General features: G+C 59.6%; 18 protein-coding genes and 4 tRNA genes. 11 read left to right on the top strand and 11 right to left on the bottom strand.

Annotation, left to right across the window (positions count from 1 at the left end; genetic code table 11):
* Positions 1-95 precede the first annotated feature (95 nt).
* Genes RYA97_RS01710 through RYA97_RS01695 form a run of 4 tightly spaced genes read left to right on the top strand, consistent with a single transcriptional unit; the run spans position 96 to position 4,562 of the window.
* Complete coding sequence (locus tag RYA97_RS01710) at positions 96-710, top strand: cysteine dioxygenase (RefSeq protein WP_002554518.1); 615 nt, start codon at positions 96-98, stop codon at positions 708-710.
* Positions 707-2,290 carry a rhodanese-related sulfurtransferase gene (locus RYA97_RS01705; RefSeq protein ID WP_057405007.1) on the top strand — a complete coding sequence of 528 codons (1,584 nt, stop codon included), beginning with the start codon at positions 707-709 and terminating at the stop codon, positions 2,288-2,290. Before RYA97_RS01710 ends, RYA97_RS01705 begins: the two co-directional genes overlap by 4 nt.
* Before the next feature lie 56 nt (positions 2,291-2,346).
* Positions 2,347-3,336, top strand: a complete 990-nt coding sequence (locus RYA97_RS01700) for an ABC transporter substrate-binding protein (RefSeq protein ID WP_004667817.1) — start codon at positions 2,347-2,349, stop codon at positions 3,334-3,336.
* A 32-nt stretch (positions 3,337-3,368) separates the two neighbouring features.
* A complete protein-coding gene (locus RYA97_RS01695; protein ID WP_016982455.1) occupies positions 3,369-4,562 on the top strand; it encodes an acyl-CoA dehydrogenase family protein in 1,194 nt (397 codons plus the stop codon).
* A 7-nt stretch (positions 4,563-4,569) separates the two neighbouring features.
* Here RYA97_RS01695 and RYA97_RS01690 read toward each other — a convergent pair whose 3' ends face one another.
* The 3 genes from RYA97_RS01690 to RYA97_RS01680 form a co-directional block, all read right to left on the bottom strand.
* Positions 4,570-6,840: a molybdopterin guanine dinucleotide-containing S/N-oxide reductase gene (locus tag RYA97_RS01690; protein WP_117139681.1), complete on the bottom strand. Its 2,271-nt coding sequence runs from the start codon at positions 6,838-6,840 to the stop codon at positions 4,570-4,572.
* A 28-nt stretch (positions 6,841-6,868) separates the two neighbouring features.
* Complete coding sequence (locus RYA97_RS01685) at positions 6,869-7,861, bottom strand: ABC transporter substrate-binding protein (protein WP_183132694.1); 993 nt, start codon at positions 7,859-7,861, stop codon at positions 6,869-6,871.
* Between the two features lie 115 nt (positions 7,862-7,976).
* Positions 7,977-8,885 carry a LysR family transcriptional regulator gene (locus RYA97_RS01680; protein WP_057401959.1) on the bottom strand — a complete coding sequence of 303 codons (909 nt, stop codon included), beginning with the start codon at positions 8,883-8,885 and terminating at the stop codon, positions 7,977-7,979.
* Between the two features lie 188 nt (positions 8,886-9,073).
* On the opposite strand from RYA97_RS01680, the gene RYA97_RS01675 reads away from it, so the two are divergent.
* Together RYA97_RS01675 and RYA97_RS01670 are read left to right on the top strand one after the other, a co-directional pair.
* Positions 9,074-9,796: a pirin family protein gene (locus RYA97_RS01675; protein WP_002554527.1), complete on the top strand. Its 723-nt coding sequence runs from the start codon at positions 9,074-9,076 to the stop codon at positions 9,794-9,796.
* Between the two features lie 231 nt (positions 9,797-10,027).
* Positions 10,028-10,384, top strand: coding sequence for a cupin domain-containing protein (locus tag RYA97_RS01670; RefSeq protein ID WP_225231693.1), 357 nt, complete (start codon positions 10,028-10,030; stop codon positions 10,382-10,384).
* 90 nt (positions 10,385-10,474) lie between these two features.
* Here the strand turns inward: RYA97_RS01670 and RYA97_RS01665 are convergent.
* From RYA97_RS01665 to RYA97_RS01650, 4 genes are all read right to left on the bottom strand, one after another.
* Positions 10,475-10,550, bottom strand: a tRNA-Gly gene (locus RYA97_RS01665).
* Between the two features lie 4 nt (positions 10,551-10,554).
* Positions 10,555-10,630 (bottom strand) — tRNA-Glu (locus RYA97_RS01660).
* 100 nt (positions 10,631-10,730) lie between these two features.
* Positions 10,731-10,806: transfer RNA gene (locus RYA97_RS01655), tRNA-Gly, on the bottom strand.
* A 2-nt stretch (positions 10,807-10,808) separates the two neighbouring features.
* Positions 10,809-10,884: transfer RNA gene (locus RYA97_RS01650), tRNA-Glu, on the bottom strand.
* Positions 10,885-11,178: 294 nt separating this feature from the next.
* On the opposite strand from RYA97_RS01650, the gene RYA97_RS01645 reads away from it, so the two are divergent.
* Positions 11,179-11,937 carry a hypothetical protein gene (locus RYA97_RS01645; RefSeq protein ID WP_019742402.1) on the top strand — a complete coding sequence of 253 codons (759 nt, stop codon included), beginning with the start codon at positions 11,179-11,181 and terminating at the stop codon, positions 11,935-11,937.
* A gap of 54 nt (positions 11,938-11,991) precedes the next feature.
* Here the strand turns inward: RYA97_RS01645 and RYA97_RS01640 are convergent, their stop codons facing one another.
* Both RYA97_RS01640 and RYA97_RS01635 read right to left on the bottom strand, forming a co-directional pair.
* A complete protein-coding gene (locus RYA97_RS01640; protein ID WP_005744672.1) occupies positions 11,992-12,474 on the bottom strand; it encodes a GAF domain-containing protein in 483 nt (160 codons plus the stop codon).
* A complete protein-coding gene (locus RYA97_RS01635; RefSeq protein WP_005744673.1) occupies positions 12,471-13,361 on the bottom strand; it encodes an ATP-binding protein in 891 nt (296 codons plus the stop codon). The genes RYA97_RS01640 and RYA97_RS01635 overlap by 4 nt, the downstream gene beginning before the upstream one ends.
* A gap of 80 nt (positions 13,362-13,441) precedes the next feature.
* Between RYA97_RS01635 and RYA97_RS01630 the strand changes: the two genes are divergently transcribed.
* On the top strand, positions 13,442-15,790 hold the full coding sequence (locus tag RYA97_RS01630; RefSeq protein ID WP_005755107.1) for an ATP-binding protein: 2,349 nt from the start codon (positions 13,442-13,444) through the stop codon (positions 15,788-15,790).
* Positions 15,791-15,796: 6 nt separating this feature from the next.
* On the opposite strand, the gene RYA97_RS01625 is transcribed toward RYA97_RS01630, so the two are convergent.
* Both RYA97_RS01625 and msrB read right to left on the bottom strand, forming a co-directional pair.
* Positions 15,797-16,282: a glutathione peroxidase gene (locus tag RYA97_RS01625; RefSeq protein WP_004665941.1), complete on the bottom strand. Its 486-nt coding sequence runs from the start codon at positions 16,280-16,282 to the stop codon at positions 15,797-15,799.
* Between the two features lie 150 nt (positions 16,283-16,432).
* Complete coding sequence (gene msrB / locus RYA97_RS01620) at positions 16,433-16,828, bottom strand: peptide-methionine (R)-S-oxide reductase MsrB (RefSeq protein ID WP_002554534.1); 396 nt, start codon at positions 16,826-16,828, stop codon at positions 16,433-16,435.
* A 190-nt stretch (positions 16,829-17,018) separates the two neighbouring features.
* Here msrB and RYA97_RS01615 point away from each other — a divergent pair, with 190 nt between their 5' ends.
* The 3 genes from RYA97_RS01615 (at position 17,019) to RYA97_RS01605 (ending at position 20,477) form a co-directional block, all read left to right on the top strand.
* Positions 17,019-18,230 carry a pyridoxal phosphate-dependent aminotransferase gene (locus RYA97_RS01615; protein WP_004657364.1) on the top strand — a complete coding sequence of 404 codons (1,212 nt, stop codon included), beginning with the start codon at positions 17,019-17,021 and terminating at the stop codon, positions 18,228-18,230.
* Between the two features lie 267 nt (positions 18,231-18,497).
* Positions 18,498-19,385 (top strand): protease HtpX, encoded by an 888-nt coding sequence (htpX, locus tag RYA97_RS01610; protein WP_002554536.1) that lies wholly within the window; start codon positions 18,498-18,500, stop codon positions 19,383-19,385.
* A gap of 324 nt (positions 19,386-19,709) precedes the next feature.
* Positions 19,710-20,477 (top strand): DODA-type extradiol aromatic ring-opening family dioxygenase, encoded by a 768-nt coding sequence (locus tag RYA97_RS01605; RefSeq protein ID WP_044293970.1) that lies wholly within the window; start codon positions 19,710-19,712, stop codon positions 20,475-20,477.
* The last annotated feature ends 41 nt before the right edge of the window (positions 20,478-20,518 follow it).

Raw genomic sequence — 20,518 nt, 5'->3', positions numbered from 1 at the left:
GTTTTCGTTATAATCTAATCATTAAAAAATAGCATATTAAATATCCATATTATGCTTATATCAAACCATTCCCTGACCCTGATCTGGAAATGGACATGACTCAGAACCGACACCCGGAACGACTCGGGGCCTTTATCGACGCGCTGGGCGAGCTGATTGGCAGCGAGCCGCACGAAGGCGATCTGTTGCGTCGCGGCGGCAAGCTGCTGGCGCAACTGGTCAGCCACGATGACTGGTTGGCAGAAGAATTTGCCGTACCCGACCCCGACCGTTATCAGCAATTTCTGCTGCATGCCGACCCGCAGCAGCGCTTTTCAGTGGTCAGTTTTGTCTGGGGGCCGGGGCAACGCACGCCGATTCATGACCATCGCGTCTGGGGCCTGATCGGCATGCTGCGCGGTGCCGAGCATTCACAGGGCTATACCCGCAACGCGCAAGGACGCCTGGAAACCAGCGGCCCGGCAATTCGCCTGCAACCCGGCCAAGTCGAAGCGCTGTCACCGAAAAGCAACGATGTGCATCAGGTCAGCAATGCTTTCAACGATCAAGTGTCGATCAGCATCCACGTTTACGGCGCCGATATTGGCACCGTGAAACGTGCGGTCTACGACCTGGACGGCACAGAAAAACTGTTCATCTCCGGCTATTCGAATGCCGCAGCCATCACCCACGCCACTCAGGATCAGCCAACAGGGAGCCCCGCCCGATGACCACCCCCGCCACCCGATCATTCGCCGACGTTCGTCAGGCATTGCTGGACCGCCAGGAACTGGCCTTGGTAGACGTCCGCGAAGAAGCACCCTTTGCCCAGGCCCATCCTCTGTTTGCGGTGAACATCCCGTTGTCGAAGCTGGAGCTGGAGGTGTTCCCGCGCATCCCGCGACGCGACACAGCCATAACCCTGTACGACGATGGCGAGGGCCTGGCGCAGGTTGCGCTGCAACGTTTACAGGCGCTGGGCTACAGCGATGTGAGACTGCTCGACGGCGGCCTGCAAGGCTGGCGTGAGGCTGGCGGCGAGTTGTTCATTGATGTAAATGTGCCGAGCAAGGCGTTTGGCGAACTGGTGGAACACCATCGCGCTACCCCGTCTCTGGCGGCTGAAGAGGTCAAGGCCCTGCTCGACAACAACGCCGATGTAGTGGTGCTCGATGCCCGGCGCTACGACGAGTACCAGACCATGAGCATCCCCGGCGGCATCAGCGTACCGGGCGCGGAACTGGTGCTGCGGGCACGGGAGCTGGCACCGGACCCGAACACCCGAATCATCGTCAATTGCGCCGGTCGCACGCGCAGCATCATCGGCACTCAGTCACTGGTCAACGCGGGCCTGCCCAATCAGATCAATGCGCTGCGCAATGGCACGATTGGCTGGTTACTGGCCGGTCAGACGCTGGATCATGGTCAAGACCGGCGTTTTGCAGCAGTCAGTGAGGAAACCCGCGAAACCGCCAGTGCCGATGCGCGCAAGGTGGCTGATCGCGCCAAGGTCAAACGCGCCAGCCGCGCTGACCTGCAACGCTGGCAAGCCGAGACTTCGCGCACCACGTACCTGTTCGATGTGCGCACACCGGAAGAGTTTGCCAAAGGCCATCTGCCCGGTGCGCGCTCCACACCGGGCGGGCAACTGGTGCAGGAAACCGATCACTTCGCCAGCGTACGCGGCGCACGAATAGCCTTGGTGGACGACGACGGCGTGCGCGCCAACATGTCGGCTTCCTGGCTGGCGCAACTGGGCTGGGACGTGTCGGTGCTCGATGATCTGCATGCAGCAGACTTCAGCGAAACGGGTGACTGGGATGCGCCGTTCCCTGCGCCACCGCAAGTGGAGGCGATCAGCGTCGAGACGCTTGTTCAATGGCAGACACAGGTCAAGGTGGCGGTGCTGGATTTCACCGCCAGCGCCAATTACGTCAAACAGCACATTCCCGGTGCCTGGTGGACCTTGCGCGCCGACCTCAAACAGGCGCTGGAAAAAATACCTGCCGCCGACCGCTACGTATTGACCTGTGGCAGCAGCCGGCTGGCGCGCTTTGCCGTGGCCGACGTCGAAGCGCTGACCGACAAGCCGGTGTTTTTGCTCGATGGCGGCACCGCCAGCTGGATCAAGGCTGGCCTGCCGTTGGAGCATGGCGAAAGCCGACTGGCCTCGCCACGCATCGACCGCTATCGCCGACCGTACGAAGGCACCGATGCGCCGCGCGAAGCCATGCAGGCCTACCTGGACTGGGAGTTTGGCCTGGTGGAGCAATTGGGCCGGGACGGGACGCACGGGTTTTACGTGATTTGAGCGTGAGGAACGATAAGTGTCTAGCCGACCGATCAACTCAATGGAGAAACACCTCAATGCTGCCTTTTTTCAAATCACCTCTACCGCTCAAAAGCCTGCTGCTGGGCGCGTTGCTCAGTGTGCTGGCAGGCCAGCAGGTGGTGGCTGCCGAGCAGGCTCCGCTGTTGGTCGCCAATCAGAAGTCGCTGCTGAAAATACTGTTGCAGGTCTCCGGCGAACTCAAGGACGTGCCTTACGAGATCCAGTTTTCCGAGTTCCCCTCGGCGGCCCCTCTGGGAGAGGCATTGAACGCTGGCGCTGTGGATATCGGTGCGCTGGGTGATGCGCCCTATGTGTTCGCGCTGGGCGCGGGTGCGCCCTTGAAAGTGGTCAGCATTACCCATGCCCAGGGCCGTTTCACCACGGCGGTGCTGGTCTCGAAGGACTCGCCGATCAAGACCGTTGCCGACCTCAAGGGCAAGCGCATCGTCACCGGGCGCGGCTCCATCGGCCACTATCTGGCGATCCGCGCCTTGCATGAAGCCGGGCTGAAAACCAGTGACGTCACCTTCATCAACCTGCTGCCCAGCGAATCGCGTCTGTTGCTGGACAGCGGAGATGCCGATGCCTGGGCGACCTGGGACCCTTACACGACGATTTCCATCGCGCAAAGCGACGCTCGTGTGCTGGTCAGTGGCAGCGAGTTGCTGAGCAATCACCTCTACCTCGCCGCCACCAGCAAGGCCATTGAAGGCAAACGTGCCCAACTGGATGATTTTGTAGCCCGCGTGGAGCGCGCCTTCAACTGGTCCAATGCTCATCCCGAAGAGTACGCGGCCGCTCAGGCGAAAGTCACCGGCCTGCCGCTGGCGGTGCATCTGGCGGTGGCCAAGGCGACGAAAATGCAACGTACGCCGATTGATGATCAGATCGTTCAGGGACTGCAGAACACTGCGGACACCTATCTGGCTGAAGGCATCCTGACTAAAAAAATCGACGTTTCAACCGGCTTCGACAAGAGCTTCAACGCCTCACGCGCGCAGATCGCTCAGGCCGCCACGCAATGACCGCTGCCTAACCGCTGCGAAAAGGACCCCGCATGACACTCTCGACCCTGCGCCCTACCCCGCGCCAGCATTATCCGGCAGCCGAGTCGGCTGAAGACTTCAGCGAACGACTGGCTACGCTGACCGCCACACTGGCTGAAACTGCCGAGCAGTACGACATCAGCGCCCAGTTCCCGCATGCCAACTTTCAGTTACTGCACACCCACGGCCTGCTCGGCCTGACCGTACCGGCTGAACTGGGCGGCGGCGGTGCCGATCTGCCGCGCGCGCAGCAAGTAGTCAGCGCAGTAGCCAAGGGCGAACCGTCGACGGCGCTGATTCTGGTCATGCAATACCTGCAGCATTCAAGGCTGCAAGAGAACCGTAACTGGCCGAGCCATCTACGTGTACAAGTTGCCGAAGAGGCGGTACGCGAAGGTGCGCTGATCAACGCCCTGCGCGTCGAGCCTGACCTGGGCACCCCTGCGCGTGGCGGCCTGCCGGGCACCGTCGCCCGCCGCAGCGCCGACGGCTGGCGCATCAGCGGCAGCAAGATCTACTCCACCGGCAGTCATGGCCTGACCTGGTTCGCCGTATGGGCGCGCAGCGACGATGATGACCCGCTGGTGGGCAGCTGGCTGGTCCACAAGGACACGCCGGGCATCAGGATCATCGAGGACTGGGACCACTTGGGCATGCGCGCCACCAGCAGCCACGAAGTCCGCTTCGACGACGTGCTGGTGCCGCTCGATCATGCCGTCAGCGTTAGCCCGTGGAGCGCCCCGCAATCCGAACTTGATGGGTCGGGCATGCTGTGGATGTCGGTGCTGCTGTCGTCGGTCTACGACGGCATCGCCCACTCCGCACGCGACTGGCTGGTGCACTGGCTGGAACAGCGCAAGCCGTCCAACCTCGGGGCTGCGCTGTCGACCCTGCCGCGCTTTCAGGAAACCGTCGGGCAGATCGACACCTTGCTGTTCGCCAACCAGAGCCTGCTGCAGTCCGCGGCCCAGGGCCACACGCCCGCACAGCATGCTGCACAGATCAAATACCTGGTGACCGGCAACGCTATCCGTGCGGTGGAACTGGCCATCGAGGCCTCAGGGAATCCAGGACTGTCACGCAGCAACCCGCTGCAGCGCCATTACCGCAACGTGCTGTGCGGCCGGGTACATACGCCGCAGAACGACGCGGTATTAGCCAGCGTGGGCAAGGCGGTTTTTGCGGCACGTAATAAAGAGCAGTAAAACGCACTCAGAGCAGTGACGGCGGCTCGAACGCCGTCACCGGCGGCAGTGCCTGATCCCATTTGACGATATCCACCGACGCGGTCTGCGCCGCACACCCTTGCGACAGGCTGGAAGCACCGATGTCCTGGGTGATCACATTAGGGTTGCCGTGCTTTTCCAGGCTGCCCGGCTCGCCATGCACCAATGGATCGAACCAGGCACCGGTGGCAATCTGCACCACGCCGGGTCGAATACTGTCCGATACGATTACTCCAGCCAGAAACGCCCCCCGCTCATTGAAGACCTTGGCCACATCACCATCGACCAACCCGCGCATTTGCGCATCCAGCGGGTTCAGGGTCAGCGGCTCGCGTGCCTGAATTTTCGAGGAAAGGCTGTAGCTGCCGTGGTCGTACTGACTGTGCAGGCGGGTTTTGGGTTGATTGGACAGCAGGTGCAGCGCGTGGGTAGGCGCAGGTTTATCCAGCCATACCGGATGGCCAGGACAGTCCGCATAAGCGAAGCCTGCGATGCGCTCGGAGAAAATTTCGATACGCCCGGACGGCGTCGGCAGTGGATGCGCGTCAGGGTCATCGCGAAAGGACTTGAGCAGTACGTTATCGGTCTGGGGATAGTCTATTTCCAGTAATCCGTCACGCCAGAACTGTTCGAAATCCGGCAGGGTAATACCAAAGGTTTCAGCGCGCTGCCGAGACTCATCGTAAATAAAATGCAGCCAGGCCTGGGCATCACGTCCTTCGGTAAACGCCTGCGCCACACCCAGCCGCTCGGCCAGCCCGGCCAGAATCGAATAGTCATCACGAGACTCGCCCACAGGCGAGATGGCCTGCTGCATCGCAATCATGAAACGATCGGACGCCGAGCTGCCGATGTCATTGCGTTCCAGCGCCGTGGTGGCTGGCAGCACGATGTCGGCATAGCGTGCCTGAGCGGTCCAGAACTGCTCGTGAACGATGATGGTTTGCGGCCGCTGCCACGCTTCCAGCAGCCGATTGAGGTCTTGATGGTGGTGAAAGATATTGCCACCCGCCCAGTACACCAGGCGAATATCCGGGTAAGTCTGCTGCTGCCCGTTGTAATCGAAGGGTGTGCCGGGGTTGAGCAACATATCTGTCACCCGCGCAACCGGAATGAAGTCCTTGACCGGATTGCTGCCTTGGGAAAAGCGCGGCCCGGAGAACGCCTTGCGGCCGCTGCCGGTGTTGTTCATGCAGCCATAACCCAGGCCGAAGCCGCCACCGGGCAAACCGATCTGCCCCAACAACGCCGCCAGGGTGACGGTCATCCAGAACGGTTGCTCGCCATGTATAGAACGTTGCAATGAATAAGCGACGTTGATCATGGTGCGTTTGCTGGCCATGCGCCGCGCCAGGTCGACAATCTGCTGCGCAGGGATATCGGTCAATGCTGCGGCCCACTGCGGGTCCTTAGGCTGGCCGTCGACGTGACCCAGCAGATAATCGCGAAAACGCGCATAACCCACGGTGTAGCGCTGAACGAAATCTTCGTTGTGCAGCCCTTCGCTGATCAATACCCAGGCAAGCGCCATCATCAACGCCGTATCGCTGCCGGGGCGTACCGCCAGCCACTGGTTATGCGCCGGGCCAGCCAGGTCATCACGCAGCGGGCTGACGTTGACGAACTGCACGCCCGCGTCGGACATGCGTTGCAACGCGTCGGCCAGCAGATGGTCACTGGCACCACCGGGGCTGGTCTGCGCATTCTTGGCGGGCAATCCCCCGAAGGCGACGAACAGCTCGCAGTGCTCGGCAAGGTTCTTCCAGGACGTATGCGCCGCCAGCAGCCAGTCCATGTTGCCGACAATGTGCGGCATCAGCACCCGCCCGGCCCCCAGGCTGTAGCTGTCGGTACTGAATACATAACCGCCGATGCAGTTGAGGAAGCGATGCAGCTGGCTTTGTGCGTGATGAAAACGCCCCGCGCTGCCCCAGCCGTAGCTGCCGCCAAAAATTGCCTGATTGCCATACTCGCCTTTGACGCGCTGCAACTCACTGGCGACCAGATCCAGCGCCACCTCCCAAGAGACCTCGACGAACGGCTCCTGCCCACGCAGATCGGGTCGCCCGCCGGTTTGCTGAAGAAAACTGCGACGTATCGCCGGGCGCATGACGCGTGTGGGCGAGGTAATGGCATCGGCCACCGAATCGCCAATCGGTGAAGGGTCCTTGTCCCACTCCGCAGGCAGCAGGGCTTTCAACTTGCCTTCCTCGACCTGCGGGCGATAAACACCCCAATGCAATGACGTAAAACTCATGGTGAAGGCTCCAGGACAAGGCAGTCGTTCAGCGGGCAACCTGCGCCTGGCTGTCCAGCGCCGCATTGAACGACTCGTCAAACACGCTGGCAGCAGGATAGCGTTTGGTCAGCCCGGCGTGGTTGAAAAAATCGATAGTCTGCTGTGCGCCTGCCACCACTTGCGGGGTGATCGGCACCACCACGACCTGGGCGCGGGAAAACCAGCGGCGCGCTACTTGTGCATCGGCTTTGGTCAGCGCAGCCCAGGCGTTGGCGTAGATTTCATTGTGCTGCGGGTCGCTGACCGACCAGGCGCGCGCGGCTTGCAGGCGCTGCAGGAAATCGCTGATCTGCGCGCGCTTGTCCTTGATGGCCTGATCGTTGGCGACAATAAAGCTTTGCGCAGGGATCAAGCCGTCGGCAGTTGCAATGATTCGTGCGCCCTGACGCTCCTGCTGAGTGACATAGGGCTCCCAGGTCGCAATCGCGTCCACCGAGCCGCCATCCAGAGCGTGAGAGGAATCCAGTGCACTGAGGTAGCGATAGTCCACGGCATCGCGGGCGACACCCGCCTTGTCCAGCGCGGTGAGCATCAGTTGCTGGCTGAACGAGCCTTTCCAGATGGCGACTTTCTTGCCGGCCAGATCCGCGACGGTTTTGATCGGCGAATCCTTGCGCACCACAATCGCAACGCCGTCGAGGTTCTGCCGCGATACGCCGATGACCTTGATCGGCGCACCCAGCGCGCCCATGAACAGCGCAGGCGAATCGCCCAGCAAACCGATGTCCAGGCTACCTACGTTCAACGCTTCGGCGACCGGGGAGCCTGCGGTGAACTGTTTCCATTCAAGCTCATAGGGCAGATCCTTGAGTACACCGGCCGCTTCCATCACGGTCCGGGCGCTGTAACTCTGATCACCGACAATCAGGTCGGCAGCCTGGGTGTTCAGCGTGGCCAAAAGGCCCAGCGCCAGGCCCGTCAGCAGGCGTTGGCTCCAGCAGATGATAGTTGTCGGCACAGGCAGGGTCTCCAGAAGCATCGGGCAGATCGAATTGATCGGCAACGACCCTAACACCCGAACAAAAATTAGCTAAATTCATTTTTGTTCTAGCCTAAGATGCAAAAAAATTATCTAACCCTGTGCGACGAAGCGCTCAGCCAGGCGGTTCATTGAGCTCGACACCTGATTCCAGACGCTCGCGCAGGAATTCTATGAATGCCTGCACTGGACGTGAGGCCTGACGGTGCTGGGGATAAACCGCTGACAGCGTCAAGGGCTCGGGCCGCAAGTCATCTAGTACCCGCACCAGGCTGCCGTCACGCAGCGCCGCGCCAACAATGAACGTCGGCAGGTAGGTGATGCCCAGCCCGGCCACCGCCGTGTCTCTCAGCAGCTCGCCATTATTGGCGCGCATCCGCCCGCTGATGTTCAATATCAAAGGCTTGCCCTGCACCTGAAAACGCCATTGCGCCTGACGGCTGTGGCCATAGGGCAGGCAATCATGAGCATGCAGATCTTCGGGTTTTTGCGGCGTACCGCGCTCGGCCAGGTAGGCAGGGCTGGCGCAGTAGACCCGATCAATCGAGGCAATGCGCCGGGCGATCAGGCTGGAGTCTTCCAGCACCCCGATACGCAGCACCAGGTCATAGCCTTCGCTGATCAAGTCCACTGCACGGTCGCTCAGGTCCACCTCCACCGCCACGTCGTGGTAGCGCTGCAAAAACAGCGGCAGCAGACAGCCCAGATGCGCAACGGCAAACGACAGCGGCGCACTCAGGCGCAGGGTGCCGCGTGGCTCGCTGTTCTGCCCGGTAATCCCCTGCTCGACCTGTTCGACCTCGGCCAGCAGGCGCAGGGCAGACTCGTAATAACTCTGCCCCAGCGGCGTGACATCCAGACGTCGCGTCGAGCGGTTGAGCAAACGTACGCCCAGCCGTTCCTCCAGTTGCATCAGGCGCCGACTGACAAATTGCTTGGACAGGCCCAGCTTGTCGGACGCCGCCGTGAAGCTTCCGGACTCCATGACCTGGCAGAAAATCCGCATGTCTTCAAAAGGGTTCATGTGTCGTGGCCTGAGTGAACGCTGGGTGCTGTGCGACAGAGCGTAACGTGCCACCCGGCACTGTCAACCACAGCGAGACAGTCATTCATGTTTCAGCTACTTATTGCGACAGTCGATAAGCCGTAACCTTTGTCTCACTTGATCGATTGCTGAATGTGCAGCGTCGATAGACGGATGGAGAAAGAATCATGCTGACTCTTCGTAAAGCTTCCGACCGCGGCGCTGCCAACCATGGCTGGTTGAAATCCTTTCATACCTTTTCCTTTGCCGGTTATCGCAACCCTCAGGAGCAGGGCTTTTCCGATCTGCTGGTGATCAACGACGACCGCGTGATTGCGGGCAAAGGTTTTGGCCAGCACCCACACCGTGACATGGAAATCTTTTCCTACGTGCTGGAAGGTGCGCTGGAGCACAAGGATACGCTGGGCACCGGGTCGGTGATTCGCCCTGGCGACGTGCAATTGATGAGTGCCGGCAGCGGCGTGGCGCACAGCGAGTTCAACCATTCGCACACCGAGGGCGTGCATTTTCTGCAGATATGGATCGTGCCGAATGTTGCAGGCGCAACCCCGAACTACCAGCAGGAGCATTTCAGCGCTGAACAGAAACGCGGTCATTTGCAGCTGATCATTTCGCCAGAAGGCGAGAACGGTGCGCTCAAGGTCCGTCAGGACGCTCGTGTGTATGCCGGTCTGTTCAATGGCAATGAAACTGCGACCCTGGAACTGGCTGCCAACCGATATGCCTACGTGCATGTCGCCCGTGGCAGTGTGGTGCTCAATGGGCAGCCGCTTGACGAAGGTGACGGGGTGCGTTTGCGTAACGAACAGGTCATTAGCCTGAGCGAAGGCGTTGACGCAGAAGTGTTGGTCTTTGACATGCGGCCCAATGAACTGCCGCAAATGCCCTGATGTATCGGGCCCGTTACTCGGACCGACATGGCGTTTCTTTCACTTGATCGACGCCTGCGCCTGAGCCACGCTTCGCCCGACAAGGCATAGTATTCACCCCCCTGCCCTTGCCGGGCAGCGGGCCGGGTGGGTCAGCGCTATCGAGCATCAGGCGAGGAGAAAACCGTGGCCAGTGATCAACTTGATTGTGTCCTTTTGAAACCCGCCAAGCCCTCTCAAGGCAAGCAGGGTATGGATTATCAGGTCGGCATCTCCGCACAAAGTGCAGGTGCCCGACATATCCATATGCAGCTGCTGACAATTGCCCCTGGAGGCAGGGGCAAGGCTCACAAACATCAGGAGCATGAAACCGCCATCTATGCCCTGAGTGAAGCTACCGGCTGCTGGTATGGCGAGTCGCTGGAAAAGCATGCCATCGTGGAAGAAGGCGACTTCTTTTATATCCCGGCGGGAATGCCGCATGTGCCCTATAACCGCAGCAACGAGCGCGAAGCAAAGGTTCTGGTCGCGCGTACTGATCCCAACGAGCAGGAGAGCGTGACCCTGATGCCGCAGCTCGACGAGTTATTGGCGTCCAGACAGGGCTGAGCGTGACATGCGGGAAAGATGATCTTTTATAAAGATGCTCAAAACGCACAAACAAAAACGCCGCCCTGATGAGCGGCGTTTTTGTGAATTTGGAGCGGGAAACGAGACTCGAACTCGCGACCCCGACCTTGGCAAGGTCGTGCTCTACCAACTGAGCTATTCCCGCAATATGGCGTCCCCTAGGGGACTCGAACCCCTGTTACCGCCGTGAAAGGGCGGTGTCCTAGGCCACTAGACGAAGGGGACACTGCCTGAAACACAATGGTGTGTGTTTCAGTTCCAGACATCATCCGAAGATGTGTTCTGGTTTCACTCAACCCTGCCCTGAGGCAAAGCTGCTTAAAATTGGAGCGGGAAACGAGACTCGAACTCGCGACCCCGACCTTGGCAAGGTCGTGCTCTACCAACTGAGCTATTCCCGCAATGGCGTCCCCTAGGGGACTCGAACCCCTGTTACCGCCGTGAAAGGGCGGTGTCCTAGGCCACTAGACGAAGGGGACACACGTACAACATTCACTACTTATTTGCGCTACGCTGTGTGCTTTACGCTGTAAGTGGCGCGCATTCTATGGATGGATTGAGGGGTCGTCAACCCCCATGTGAAAATTTATTGAAATCAATAACTTCGATGCCGTTCGGACGCTGACCGACTGTCGCCAATCGTTCAGCTGCCTAATCTATATAGAAGAGATGCCGACAAACTCCAGGAGGGACATCTATGCGCAGTAGTGCTTAGCCACTACACTCGCACTAAAACTAATTGAACAAATGAGGTTTGCACAGTGACTCCACTCATGATCACGCTGATGGTATTAGCAGGTATCGCTCTGCTCATCGCGATCGGCTACCTGAATCACGTCGCTGAAAACGGCAAACTGGAAAAGGCCCGCACCAAGGTCGAACTCAGTGATCGCTTGCGTCGCTGCAGCGAAATCACCGAAGTATTCCCCGGCCAGTTGATGTCGCCAGCCTTGAAGCTGCTGCTTACGCGTCTGGAACTGAACGTCGTGCAGCGCATGCTCAGCCTGGACAAGGGTAACGCTCAACTCAAGCACCGCATCGGCGAGCTGGAAGAGCAGATCGGCAAAGGCGAACGCATCGACATCCCCAACCCGGTCACGCCGATCCAGACCGAAGCCAAGGCCAAGGACGTGCGTTTCCTTCTGGAAGCCCTGCATGGTCAGGTGACCCGAGCTGCACATGACGGCTTTCTGCAAACCAGCGAAGCCAAACACTGGATCCGCGAAATCCGCACGATTCTGGTCACGCTGCACATCGAGTTCTTCAACAACCTCGGTCAGATGGCCCTCAGCCAGGACCAGCCGGGCCAGGCTCGTCTGGCGTTCGAACGCGGCGTGCAGTATCTGCGCAACCAGCCGGACCCGGTGACGTACCAACAGCAGTTGCTGGCGATGGAGAAACAACTGGCCCGCGCCAACTCAATGGTACTGACCAATACCGCGCCATCCGAAGACGACGACAACGCGCTGACCGAAGGCCTGAAGGCAGACGAAACCGAATCCGAATGGAAGAAGAAAGTCATCTACGATTGATAACTGCCCCGCCGCTGCCGGACCTGTGCTCCGGACAGCGGCAGGTCGAGCGACTCAACAGTCGGTCGATGCCAGAAAGATAGCCGCCAGACGTTCGATCCCCGCCTGATCCACCTCGTTGAAACGCCCCACACTCGGACTGTCCAGGTCCAGCACGCCGATCAGAAGCCCATCCTTGACCAACGGCACCACCAGCTCGCTGTTCGATGCGCTGTCGCAGGCGATGTGTCCGGGAAACTCGTGAACGTCCTGAACACGCTGGGTTTGCCGACTCTGCGCTGCTGCCCCGCAAACGCCGCGACCAAAGGGAATGCGCACGCACGCAATCTGCCCCTGAAACGGACCCAGCACCAGCTCTTCGTTGCGATTGAGGTAAAAACCCGCCCAGTTCAGATCGTCGATCTGCGTATAGAGGAATGCCGAGAACTGCGCGGCATTGGCGATGAAGTCGCGCTCGTCGGCCAGCAATGCCTCAAGCTGGGCGGCCAGCAGACCGTAGCCATTGAGGCCGGCACCGGTGTTTTGCAAATCGATCATGTGTGTTGCTCCAACAATTCAAGTCCTACCCAGTAACGTGCAAATTGATACGCGCAGCGGCCATTGCGATTGCCACGCGCGGTCGCCCAGCGAATCGCAGCCTTTTCCAGGCGTTCGTCGCGCTGCCATTGCAAGCCGGCTTTGTCTGCCAGTTGCGTGATCCAGTGCTCGACCACGTTCAGGTAATGCTCCTGAGTGAATGGATAGAACGACAGCCACAGGCCGAAGCGGTCAGACAATGCGATCTTGTCTTCCACGGCCTCGCTGGGGTGCAACTCGCCGTCGACGTGCTTCCAGTCAACGTTGTCGCTTTCCTTTTCGGGCACCAGATGGCGGCGATTGGAGGTGGCATACAGCAATACGTTATCCGGTGCCTGCTCCAGCGAGCCGTCAAGCACGCTTTTCAGTACGCGATAATCACCCTCGCCCGACTCGAACGACAGGTCATCGCAGAACAGTACAAAGCGCTGCGGCAGTTTGTGCAGTTGTTCGACCACACGCGGCAAGTCGCCCAGATGATCACGCTCGATCTCGATCAGGCGCAGACCGGCCGAGGCGTGCTCGGCCAGCAGAGCGCGGATCAGGGACGACTTGCCGGTACCGCGCGAGCCCCAGAGCAAGGCATGGTTGGCAGGCAGGCCATCGATAAACTGACGTGTATTGCGCCCCAACTGATCGCGCTGCAGGTCGACGCCGATCAGATCGGTCAGGCGCGTATCCAGGCTCACCTGCAACGGCATCAGGTAGCCGCTACGACCCTCTTGAACCCAGCGCGCCGCAAGCGTCTGTGACCAGTCGACCGGCTCGCGCACGGCTGGCAAGAGCGGTTCCAGCCGGGCCAGCACGGCATCGGCGCGTTGCAGAAAAGCATCCAACCGAGAATCCACGGGATCTCCTTATATTTAACTGATTGGTCAGCAGTGCCTATCAGCTATGCTTGGCCAACCAGAAGTGGCAGTAAGTACTCATGGATATATCGCTCAAAAACAGGCTTTCGTTCAAGCAGGCGCGCCTGGCTGTACTGATCGGCTTCGCGCTGGGGACCTTGCTGAGCCTGTTCCAGATTGCAATCGATTATGCCAGCGAAGACGCGTCCATCAATCGTGAAATCAAATCACTGCTGGAAATCATCCAGAACCCGGCATCGCGCATTGCCTACAACATCGACTCGGAGCTGGCTCAGGAGCTGACACTCGGGCTGCTGCGCTCGCCTGCCGTGGTCAGCGCGAGACTGACCGATAACAATGACGCCGTGCTCGCAAGCGTCGAACGCCCCATGGCGACAGGGCGTTATCGGGTGTTCAGCGATTGGCTGTTCGGTGAAAGCCGCCAGTTTCAGGAAAAACTGCACCTTAACCATTTGCCGGATGAAACCATCGGCACACTGTACCTGACCGTGGACACCTTCGCTTTCGGCAGCCACTTTCTGCAGCGCGCCGAGATCACTCTGCTCAACGGCTTCGTGCGTAGCCTGGCGCTGGCCGGCATTCTGACCATTCTGTTCTACGCCACCCTGACCAAGCCGCTGGTAAGGGTGATCCGCGAACTGAGCAGTCGCGACCCGCGCAACCCCGACCAAGGGAAAATAACCTGCCCGCCTCACCATGAGCAGGATGAAATCGGCGTATTGGTCGCGACCTTCAATCGTCAATTCGAAACCATGGGCAGCGAGTTCTCCAGACGACGCGCGGCCGAAGATCGGCTGACCGAACATCTCAACGAGCTGGAAAACATTGTTTCGGCACGCACCAATGAGCTCAAGGCCAGCAACATACGCCTGCGCGAATCCAACGAGGAACTACAGATAGCGCGCAGTACGGCGCTGGACATGGCCCATGCGCGCTCGGCGTTTCTGGCGCACATGAGCCACGAAATCCGCACCCCGCTCAACGGCCTGCTGGGCATGCTGGCGCTGTCACTGGACAGCCCGCTCAGCGCCGAGCAGCGCCAGCAACTGATGATAGCCCACGACTCCGGCAAGGTGCTGGTCGAACTGCTCAACGATATTCTCGACATGTCCAAGTTCGACGCAGGTCATCTGGAGATCGAGCGCATTCCCTTCGACCTTGGGGTATTGATCGAGGACACCGCCAACCTGCTGTCACAGAATGCGGCCCCCAGCGTGGAGCTGACCTGCCTGATTGCGCCGGACTTTCCGGCCATGGTTACTGGCGACCCTACCCGGGTGCGGCAGATCGTCAGCAACTTGCTGTCCAACGCACTCAAGTTCACCCGTTTTGGGCGCGTGGATGTGCGTCTGACTCACCATAAAGATGTCAGCGGAGAAAACCGGGTACGCATCGAAGTCCGTGACACCGGTATCGGGATTGCGCAGGACGCCCAAGCGAAAATATTCCAGCCGTTCACTCAGGCAGAAACCGCCATCACTCGGCAGTATGGCGGCACCGGGCTGGGTCTGGCGCTGACCAACAATCTCTGCGAGGCCATGAATGGCACGCTGAGTATCCAGTCACAGTCCGGTTTCGGCAGTCAGTTCTGCGCCGAGCTGCCGCTGCCGGTGCATGTGTCCGCAGTCACTCAGACCGCGCTCAGGGGCCGGGTCACTGTGGTCAGCTCGGCTGGCAGCGGCCTGGTGGAGCTGCTTGGCAACCTGCTGCCAACCTGGGGGGTCGATCTCAAGCGACGCAGCATTGATGATCGCCCGGAAGACGTGGACCTCGACAGCAGCCCGGACCTGGTCATTACCGACTGCCCCGAATGCCTGTTTGCGATTCGCCCCACTACACCCGTGCCGATCCTGCTGGTCACCGCCTATGGCAATTTCATGCCCGGCGAACAGGTTACAGCCCTTGCCCCGCTGCAACAGCAGGCTCGACCACTGGCGCGCAACGCGCTTTACCACACGCTGCGGCGTGTACTGGGTCAGGAAGAGACAGGCGTCAGGGACACAAAAGCGCCAGAGCAAACGGCTCAGCGCATGGCCAGAGTACTGTTGGTGGAAGACAACCCGGTCAATCAGCTGGTGGCCAAGGGCATACTTGGCAAGCTGGGGTGCGAGGTGATCATCAGCAGTCACGGCGGCGAGGCCTTGGAACAATTGGAGCAAGGCCACTTTGATCTGGTGTTGATGGACTGCAACATGCCCGTCATGGACGGCTATGAAGCCAGCCGCCAGATCCGCAGCAGCGGCCGCTGGCCAAACCTGCCGATCGTGGCACTTACCGCCAACGCCATGCCCGATGAACGTGAGCGCTGCAAGGCGGCAGGCATGAACGACTACCTGGCCAAGCCATTCCGGCGCGCCGAACTGGCGGGCATTCTGGACCAGTGGATTCCCATCGCTGATATCCGCTGAAACGGCTTAGCGCAGCAGCGCTTCGATTTCACCGGTCAGTTCCTCGGGCTTGGTCAACGGGGCGAAACGCTTGACCAGCGCGCCATTCCTGCCAATCAGGAACTTGGTGAAATTCCACTTGATTCGCTCGGTCCCCAGCAACCCCGGTGCCTGCTGCTTGAGCTGAACGAACAAGGGATGGGCCTGAGCGCCGTTCACGTCGATCTTCTTGAACAGCGGGAAGCTGACCCCGTAGTTCAGTTCGCAAAACCCGGAAATCGCGCCCTCGTCACCCGGCTCCTGCTTGCCGAACTGATTGCAAGGGAAGCCCAGCACTACCAGCCCTTTATCCTTGTAGTCCAGCCAGAGTTTTTCCAGGCCTTTATATTGCGGGGTAAAGCCGCATTTACTGGCCGTATTGACCACCAGCACCGCCTTGCCAGCGTAGTCGGCGAGGGTTTTCTGTTCTCCCTTGATCGTAGTGACCGGGATACTCAGCAGGTTTTCGCTCATCAAAAGAGGCCTCAAGACCAGGCGGTGGCGGGATCTGAATGTGAGCACTGACCTTAGCCTGCAACGGCGTGCGGCGCACGCCAATTTTCGGTATTGATACAGGTCGATAAGCCCGGAGCCGCTGCGCGCAGCGGCACAGCAATCGCCCGGCTACTGGCGAGGGACCAGGTCCAGGCACACCGAGTTGATGCAGTAACGCAACCCGGTCGGTGGCGGACCATCGGGAAACACATGACCCAGGTGAGCGTCGCATTTGGCACAGACCACTTCGGTACGAATCATGCCGTGGCTGACATCGCGCACTTCGACCACCGCGCTACCTTCCAGCGGCGCATAAAAGCTGGGCCAGCCGCAGCCCGAATCGAACTTGGTAGTGGAATCGAACAGCGGCTCATTGCAGCAGATGCAGTGGTAGACGCCTTCTGTCTTTGTCTCGTTGTACTTACCGGAAAACGGCCGCTCGGTGCCTTTCAGGCGGCAAACCTGATACTGCGCCGGGTCGAGCATCTCTTTCCACTCTTCAAGCGTTTTCTGCAACTTGTCCACAGGTACACCTCCGAATTCGAAAAACCCCGATCTGTACCTTTTCCACAGATCAGGTGGCACGTATGATTGCGCCAGGTCAGACGTCAGTCTGGCACCCGCGTTTGTCGCATACAAACCCATTTTCATGGCGAACGTGCTGCGACCTTCATTGCAAGCCGGCAACAGCTCGTCCATTTTCGGGATCATCACCATGCAGTTCAACAAATCGAACAAGCTCGCAAACGTCTGCTACGACATTCGCGGGCCGGTGCTCAAGCACGCCAAACGCCTGGAAGAGGAAGGCCATCGCATCCTCAAGCTGAACATCGGCAACCCGGCACCGTTTGGTTTCGAGGCGCCGGACGAAATCCTGCAGGACGTGATCCGCAACCTGCCGACTGCCCAGGGCTACAGCGACTCCAAGGGCCTATTCAGCGCCCGCAAGGCTGTGATGCAGTATTACCAGCAGAAGCAGGTCGAAGGCGTCGGCATCGAAGACATCTATCTGGGCAACGGTGTGTCCGAGCTGATCGTGATGTCGATGCAAGCATTGCTCAACAACGGCGACGAAGTGCTGGTTCCGGCACCCGATTACCCATTGTGGACTGCGGCAGTGGCGCTGTCCGGCGGCAGCCCGGTGCATTATCTGTGCGACGAGCAGGCCAACTGGTGGCCAGACCTTGAAGACATCAAGGCCAAAATCACGCCGAACACCAAGGCCATGGTGATCATCAACCCCAATAACCCGACCGGCGCAGTGTATTCCCGCGAGGTATTGCTGGGCATGCTGGAGCTGGCTCGCCAGCATAATCTGGTGGTGTTCTCCGACGAAATCTACGACAAGATCCTCTACGACGACGCCGTGCACATCTGCACTGCCTCGCTGGCACCGGACCTGCTGTGCCTGACCTTCAACGGTCTGTCCAAGTCGTATCGGGTCGCAGGCTTCCGCTCCGGCTGGATTGCCATTTCCGGACCGAAACACAACGCACAGAGCTACATCGAAGGCATCGACATCCTGGCCAACATGCGCCTGTGTGCCAACGTGCCGAGCCAGCACGCCATCCAGACTGCGCTGGGCGGCTATCAGAGCATCAACGACCTGATCCTGCCGCCAGGCCGTCTGTTGGAGCAACGCAACCGCACCTGGGAGCTGCTCAACGATATTCCCGGCGTCAGCTGCGTCAAGCCGATGGGCGCGCTGTATGCATTCCCGCGCATCGACCCGAAGGTGTGCCCGATCTTCAACGACGAAAAATTCGTCCTCGACCTGCTGCTTTCTGAAAAACTGCTGGTGGTTCAGGGCACCGCGTTCAACTGGCCGTACCCTGATCACTTCCGCGTCGTGACACTGCCACGTGTCGACGAACTGGAGCAGGCCATTGGCCGCATCGGTAACTTCCTGAAAGGTTATCGTCAGTAAACAGACATCGTCCCCTCTCGCGCCGCATCCCTGCCCCGACCTGTTCGGGGCAGTTTATTTGTGACCTGCCAAAACAGCATCACCGCCCTGCCCTCACCCCCTCAGGCATCGACCACTCTGGCTCAGGCGCCGTTCAGCTTTGCGGGATTACCATCGATTGCGTGAAGAGGACACAGTTTGAAATAGTCCCTCTGTTGAATAGCAGCGGGCATCACCTTATATACCCGGCATCGAGTTACATATTTACCTGAGGAGAACGTTTCGACCATGATGCGCATTTTGCTGTTTTTGGCCACTAACCTTGCGGTCGTGCTGATTGCCAGCATCACCCTGAGCCTTTTTGGCTTCAATGGGTTCATGGCGGCCAACGGGGTTGATCTGAACCTCAATCAGCTGCTGGTTTTCTGCGCTGTGTTCGGTTTCGCGGGCTCGTTGTTCTCGCTGTTCATCTCCAAGTGGATGGCGAAAATGAGTACCGGTACTCAGATCATCAGTCAGCCTCGTACCCGCCATGAGCAATGGTTGCTGCAGACCGTTGAACAACTGTCCCGCGATGCGGGTATCAAGATGCCGGAAGTCGGTATTTTCCCGGCGTATGAAGCCAACGCTTTCGCCACGGGCTGGAACAAGAACGACGCACTGGTTGCGGTAAGCCAGGGCCTGCTCGAGCGGTTCTCGCCGGATGAGGTAAAAGCTGTACTGGCGCACGAAATCGGCCACGTTGCCAACGGCGACATGGTCACACTGGCGCTGGTGCAGGGTGTGGTGAACACGTTCGTGATGTTCTTTGCCCGCATCATCGGTAACTTCGTCGACAAGGTGATCTTCAAGAGCGAGAACGGTCAGGGTATTGCCTACTACATCACGACGATTTTCGCCGAGCTGGTATTGGGCTTTCTGGCCAGCGCCATCGTCATGTGGTTCTCGCGCAAACGCGAATTCCGCGCTGACGACGCAGGGGCTCGACTGGCCGGTACGGACGCGATGATCGGTGCGCTGCAACGCCTGCGTTCCGAGCAGGGCGTACCGGTGAACATGCCTGACAGCCTGACGGCGTTCGGCATCAACGCCGGCCTGAAGAAAGGCCTGGCAGGGCTGTTCATGAGCCACCCGCCGCTGGAGCAACGTATCGAGGCGCTGCGCCGCCGCGGGTGATTCAGGGTTTCGAGATGACTATCGTGCCGGCGCTCTGCGTCGGCACGCCGTTATGGACGCTCTGCGTCCGGTCCTGAGTGCATGGCACGGCAGGAAAGGCGGCACGGTCGTAAAAGGCTGCGCAATGACCAATATCGTGTTGTCCCAGGTCCCGATTGACCTGCGCCTGATGAAAGCCAATCTACCCTGCCTTCCAACGCTGCAGCCAAAACTCCGCCTGCATGAAACCTCCTGAAAATTAGATCAAAAAGCGCCAGAACTTATATTAGATTTAGATCATGAGAATGACCGACTATGGGGCATTCCCATATTCTGGAGCTGTAAATGTTCCCAAGCCTGTTTATTTCCCATGGCTCTCCCATGCTCGCGCTGGAGCCCGGCGAGAGTGGCCCCGCCCTGATGCGATTGGCCGCCAGCCTGCCCAGGCCTCGCGCCATCGTAGTGGTGTCTGCACACTGGGAAAGCCACGAACTGATCGTCAACGCCAACCCTGAGCCCGAGACCTGGCATGATTTCGGCGGCTTTGCGGCTGAACTGTTTGCGGTGCAGTACCCGGCGCCAGGTCTACCTGAGCTGAGCCGCACGATAGTCGAGTTGCTGGCCGCCAGCGGTCTGCCCGCACGCATCGACAGCAGACGACCGTTCGACCATGGTGTCTGGGTGCCTTTGTCGTTGATGTACCCGAACGCCGATATTCCGGTGGTGCAGGTCTCCCTGCCCAGCCGCCAGGGCCCCGAGCTACAGACACGAGTGGGCCGCGCGCTGGCCAGCCTGCGCGCACAGGGTGTATTGATTATCGGCTCCGGTAGCATCACGCATAACCTGCGCGATCTGGACTGGAACGCCGGCCCCGGAAGCACAGAGCCATGGGCTGCGACGTTTCGTGACTGGATGATCGACAAGCTGCAAAACGACGATGAAGCCGCACTGCACCACTACCGCAGTCTCGCCCCCCACGCGATGCGAGCGCACCCGAGTGACGAGCATTTGCTGCCGCTGTATTTCGCACGCGGTGCAGGCGGTGTCTTCGGCATTGCCTATCAGGGCTTCACCATGGGCGCGCTAGGGATGGATATCTACCGCTTCGATTGATCCCGAAAAGATCCGACCGCCCGAATTCGAGACAAAAAAAT

This window comes from Pseudomonas syringae group sp. 26L6, from assembly GCF_032587815.1.
GTDB lineage: Bacteria > Pseudomonadota > Gammaproteobacteria > Pseudomonadales > Pseudomonadaceae > Aquipseudomonas > Aquipseudomonas amygdali.
This window is presented reverse-complemented; position numbering and strand designations above follow the sequence as displayed.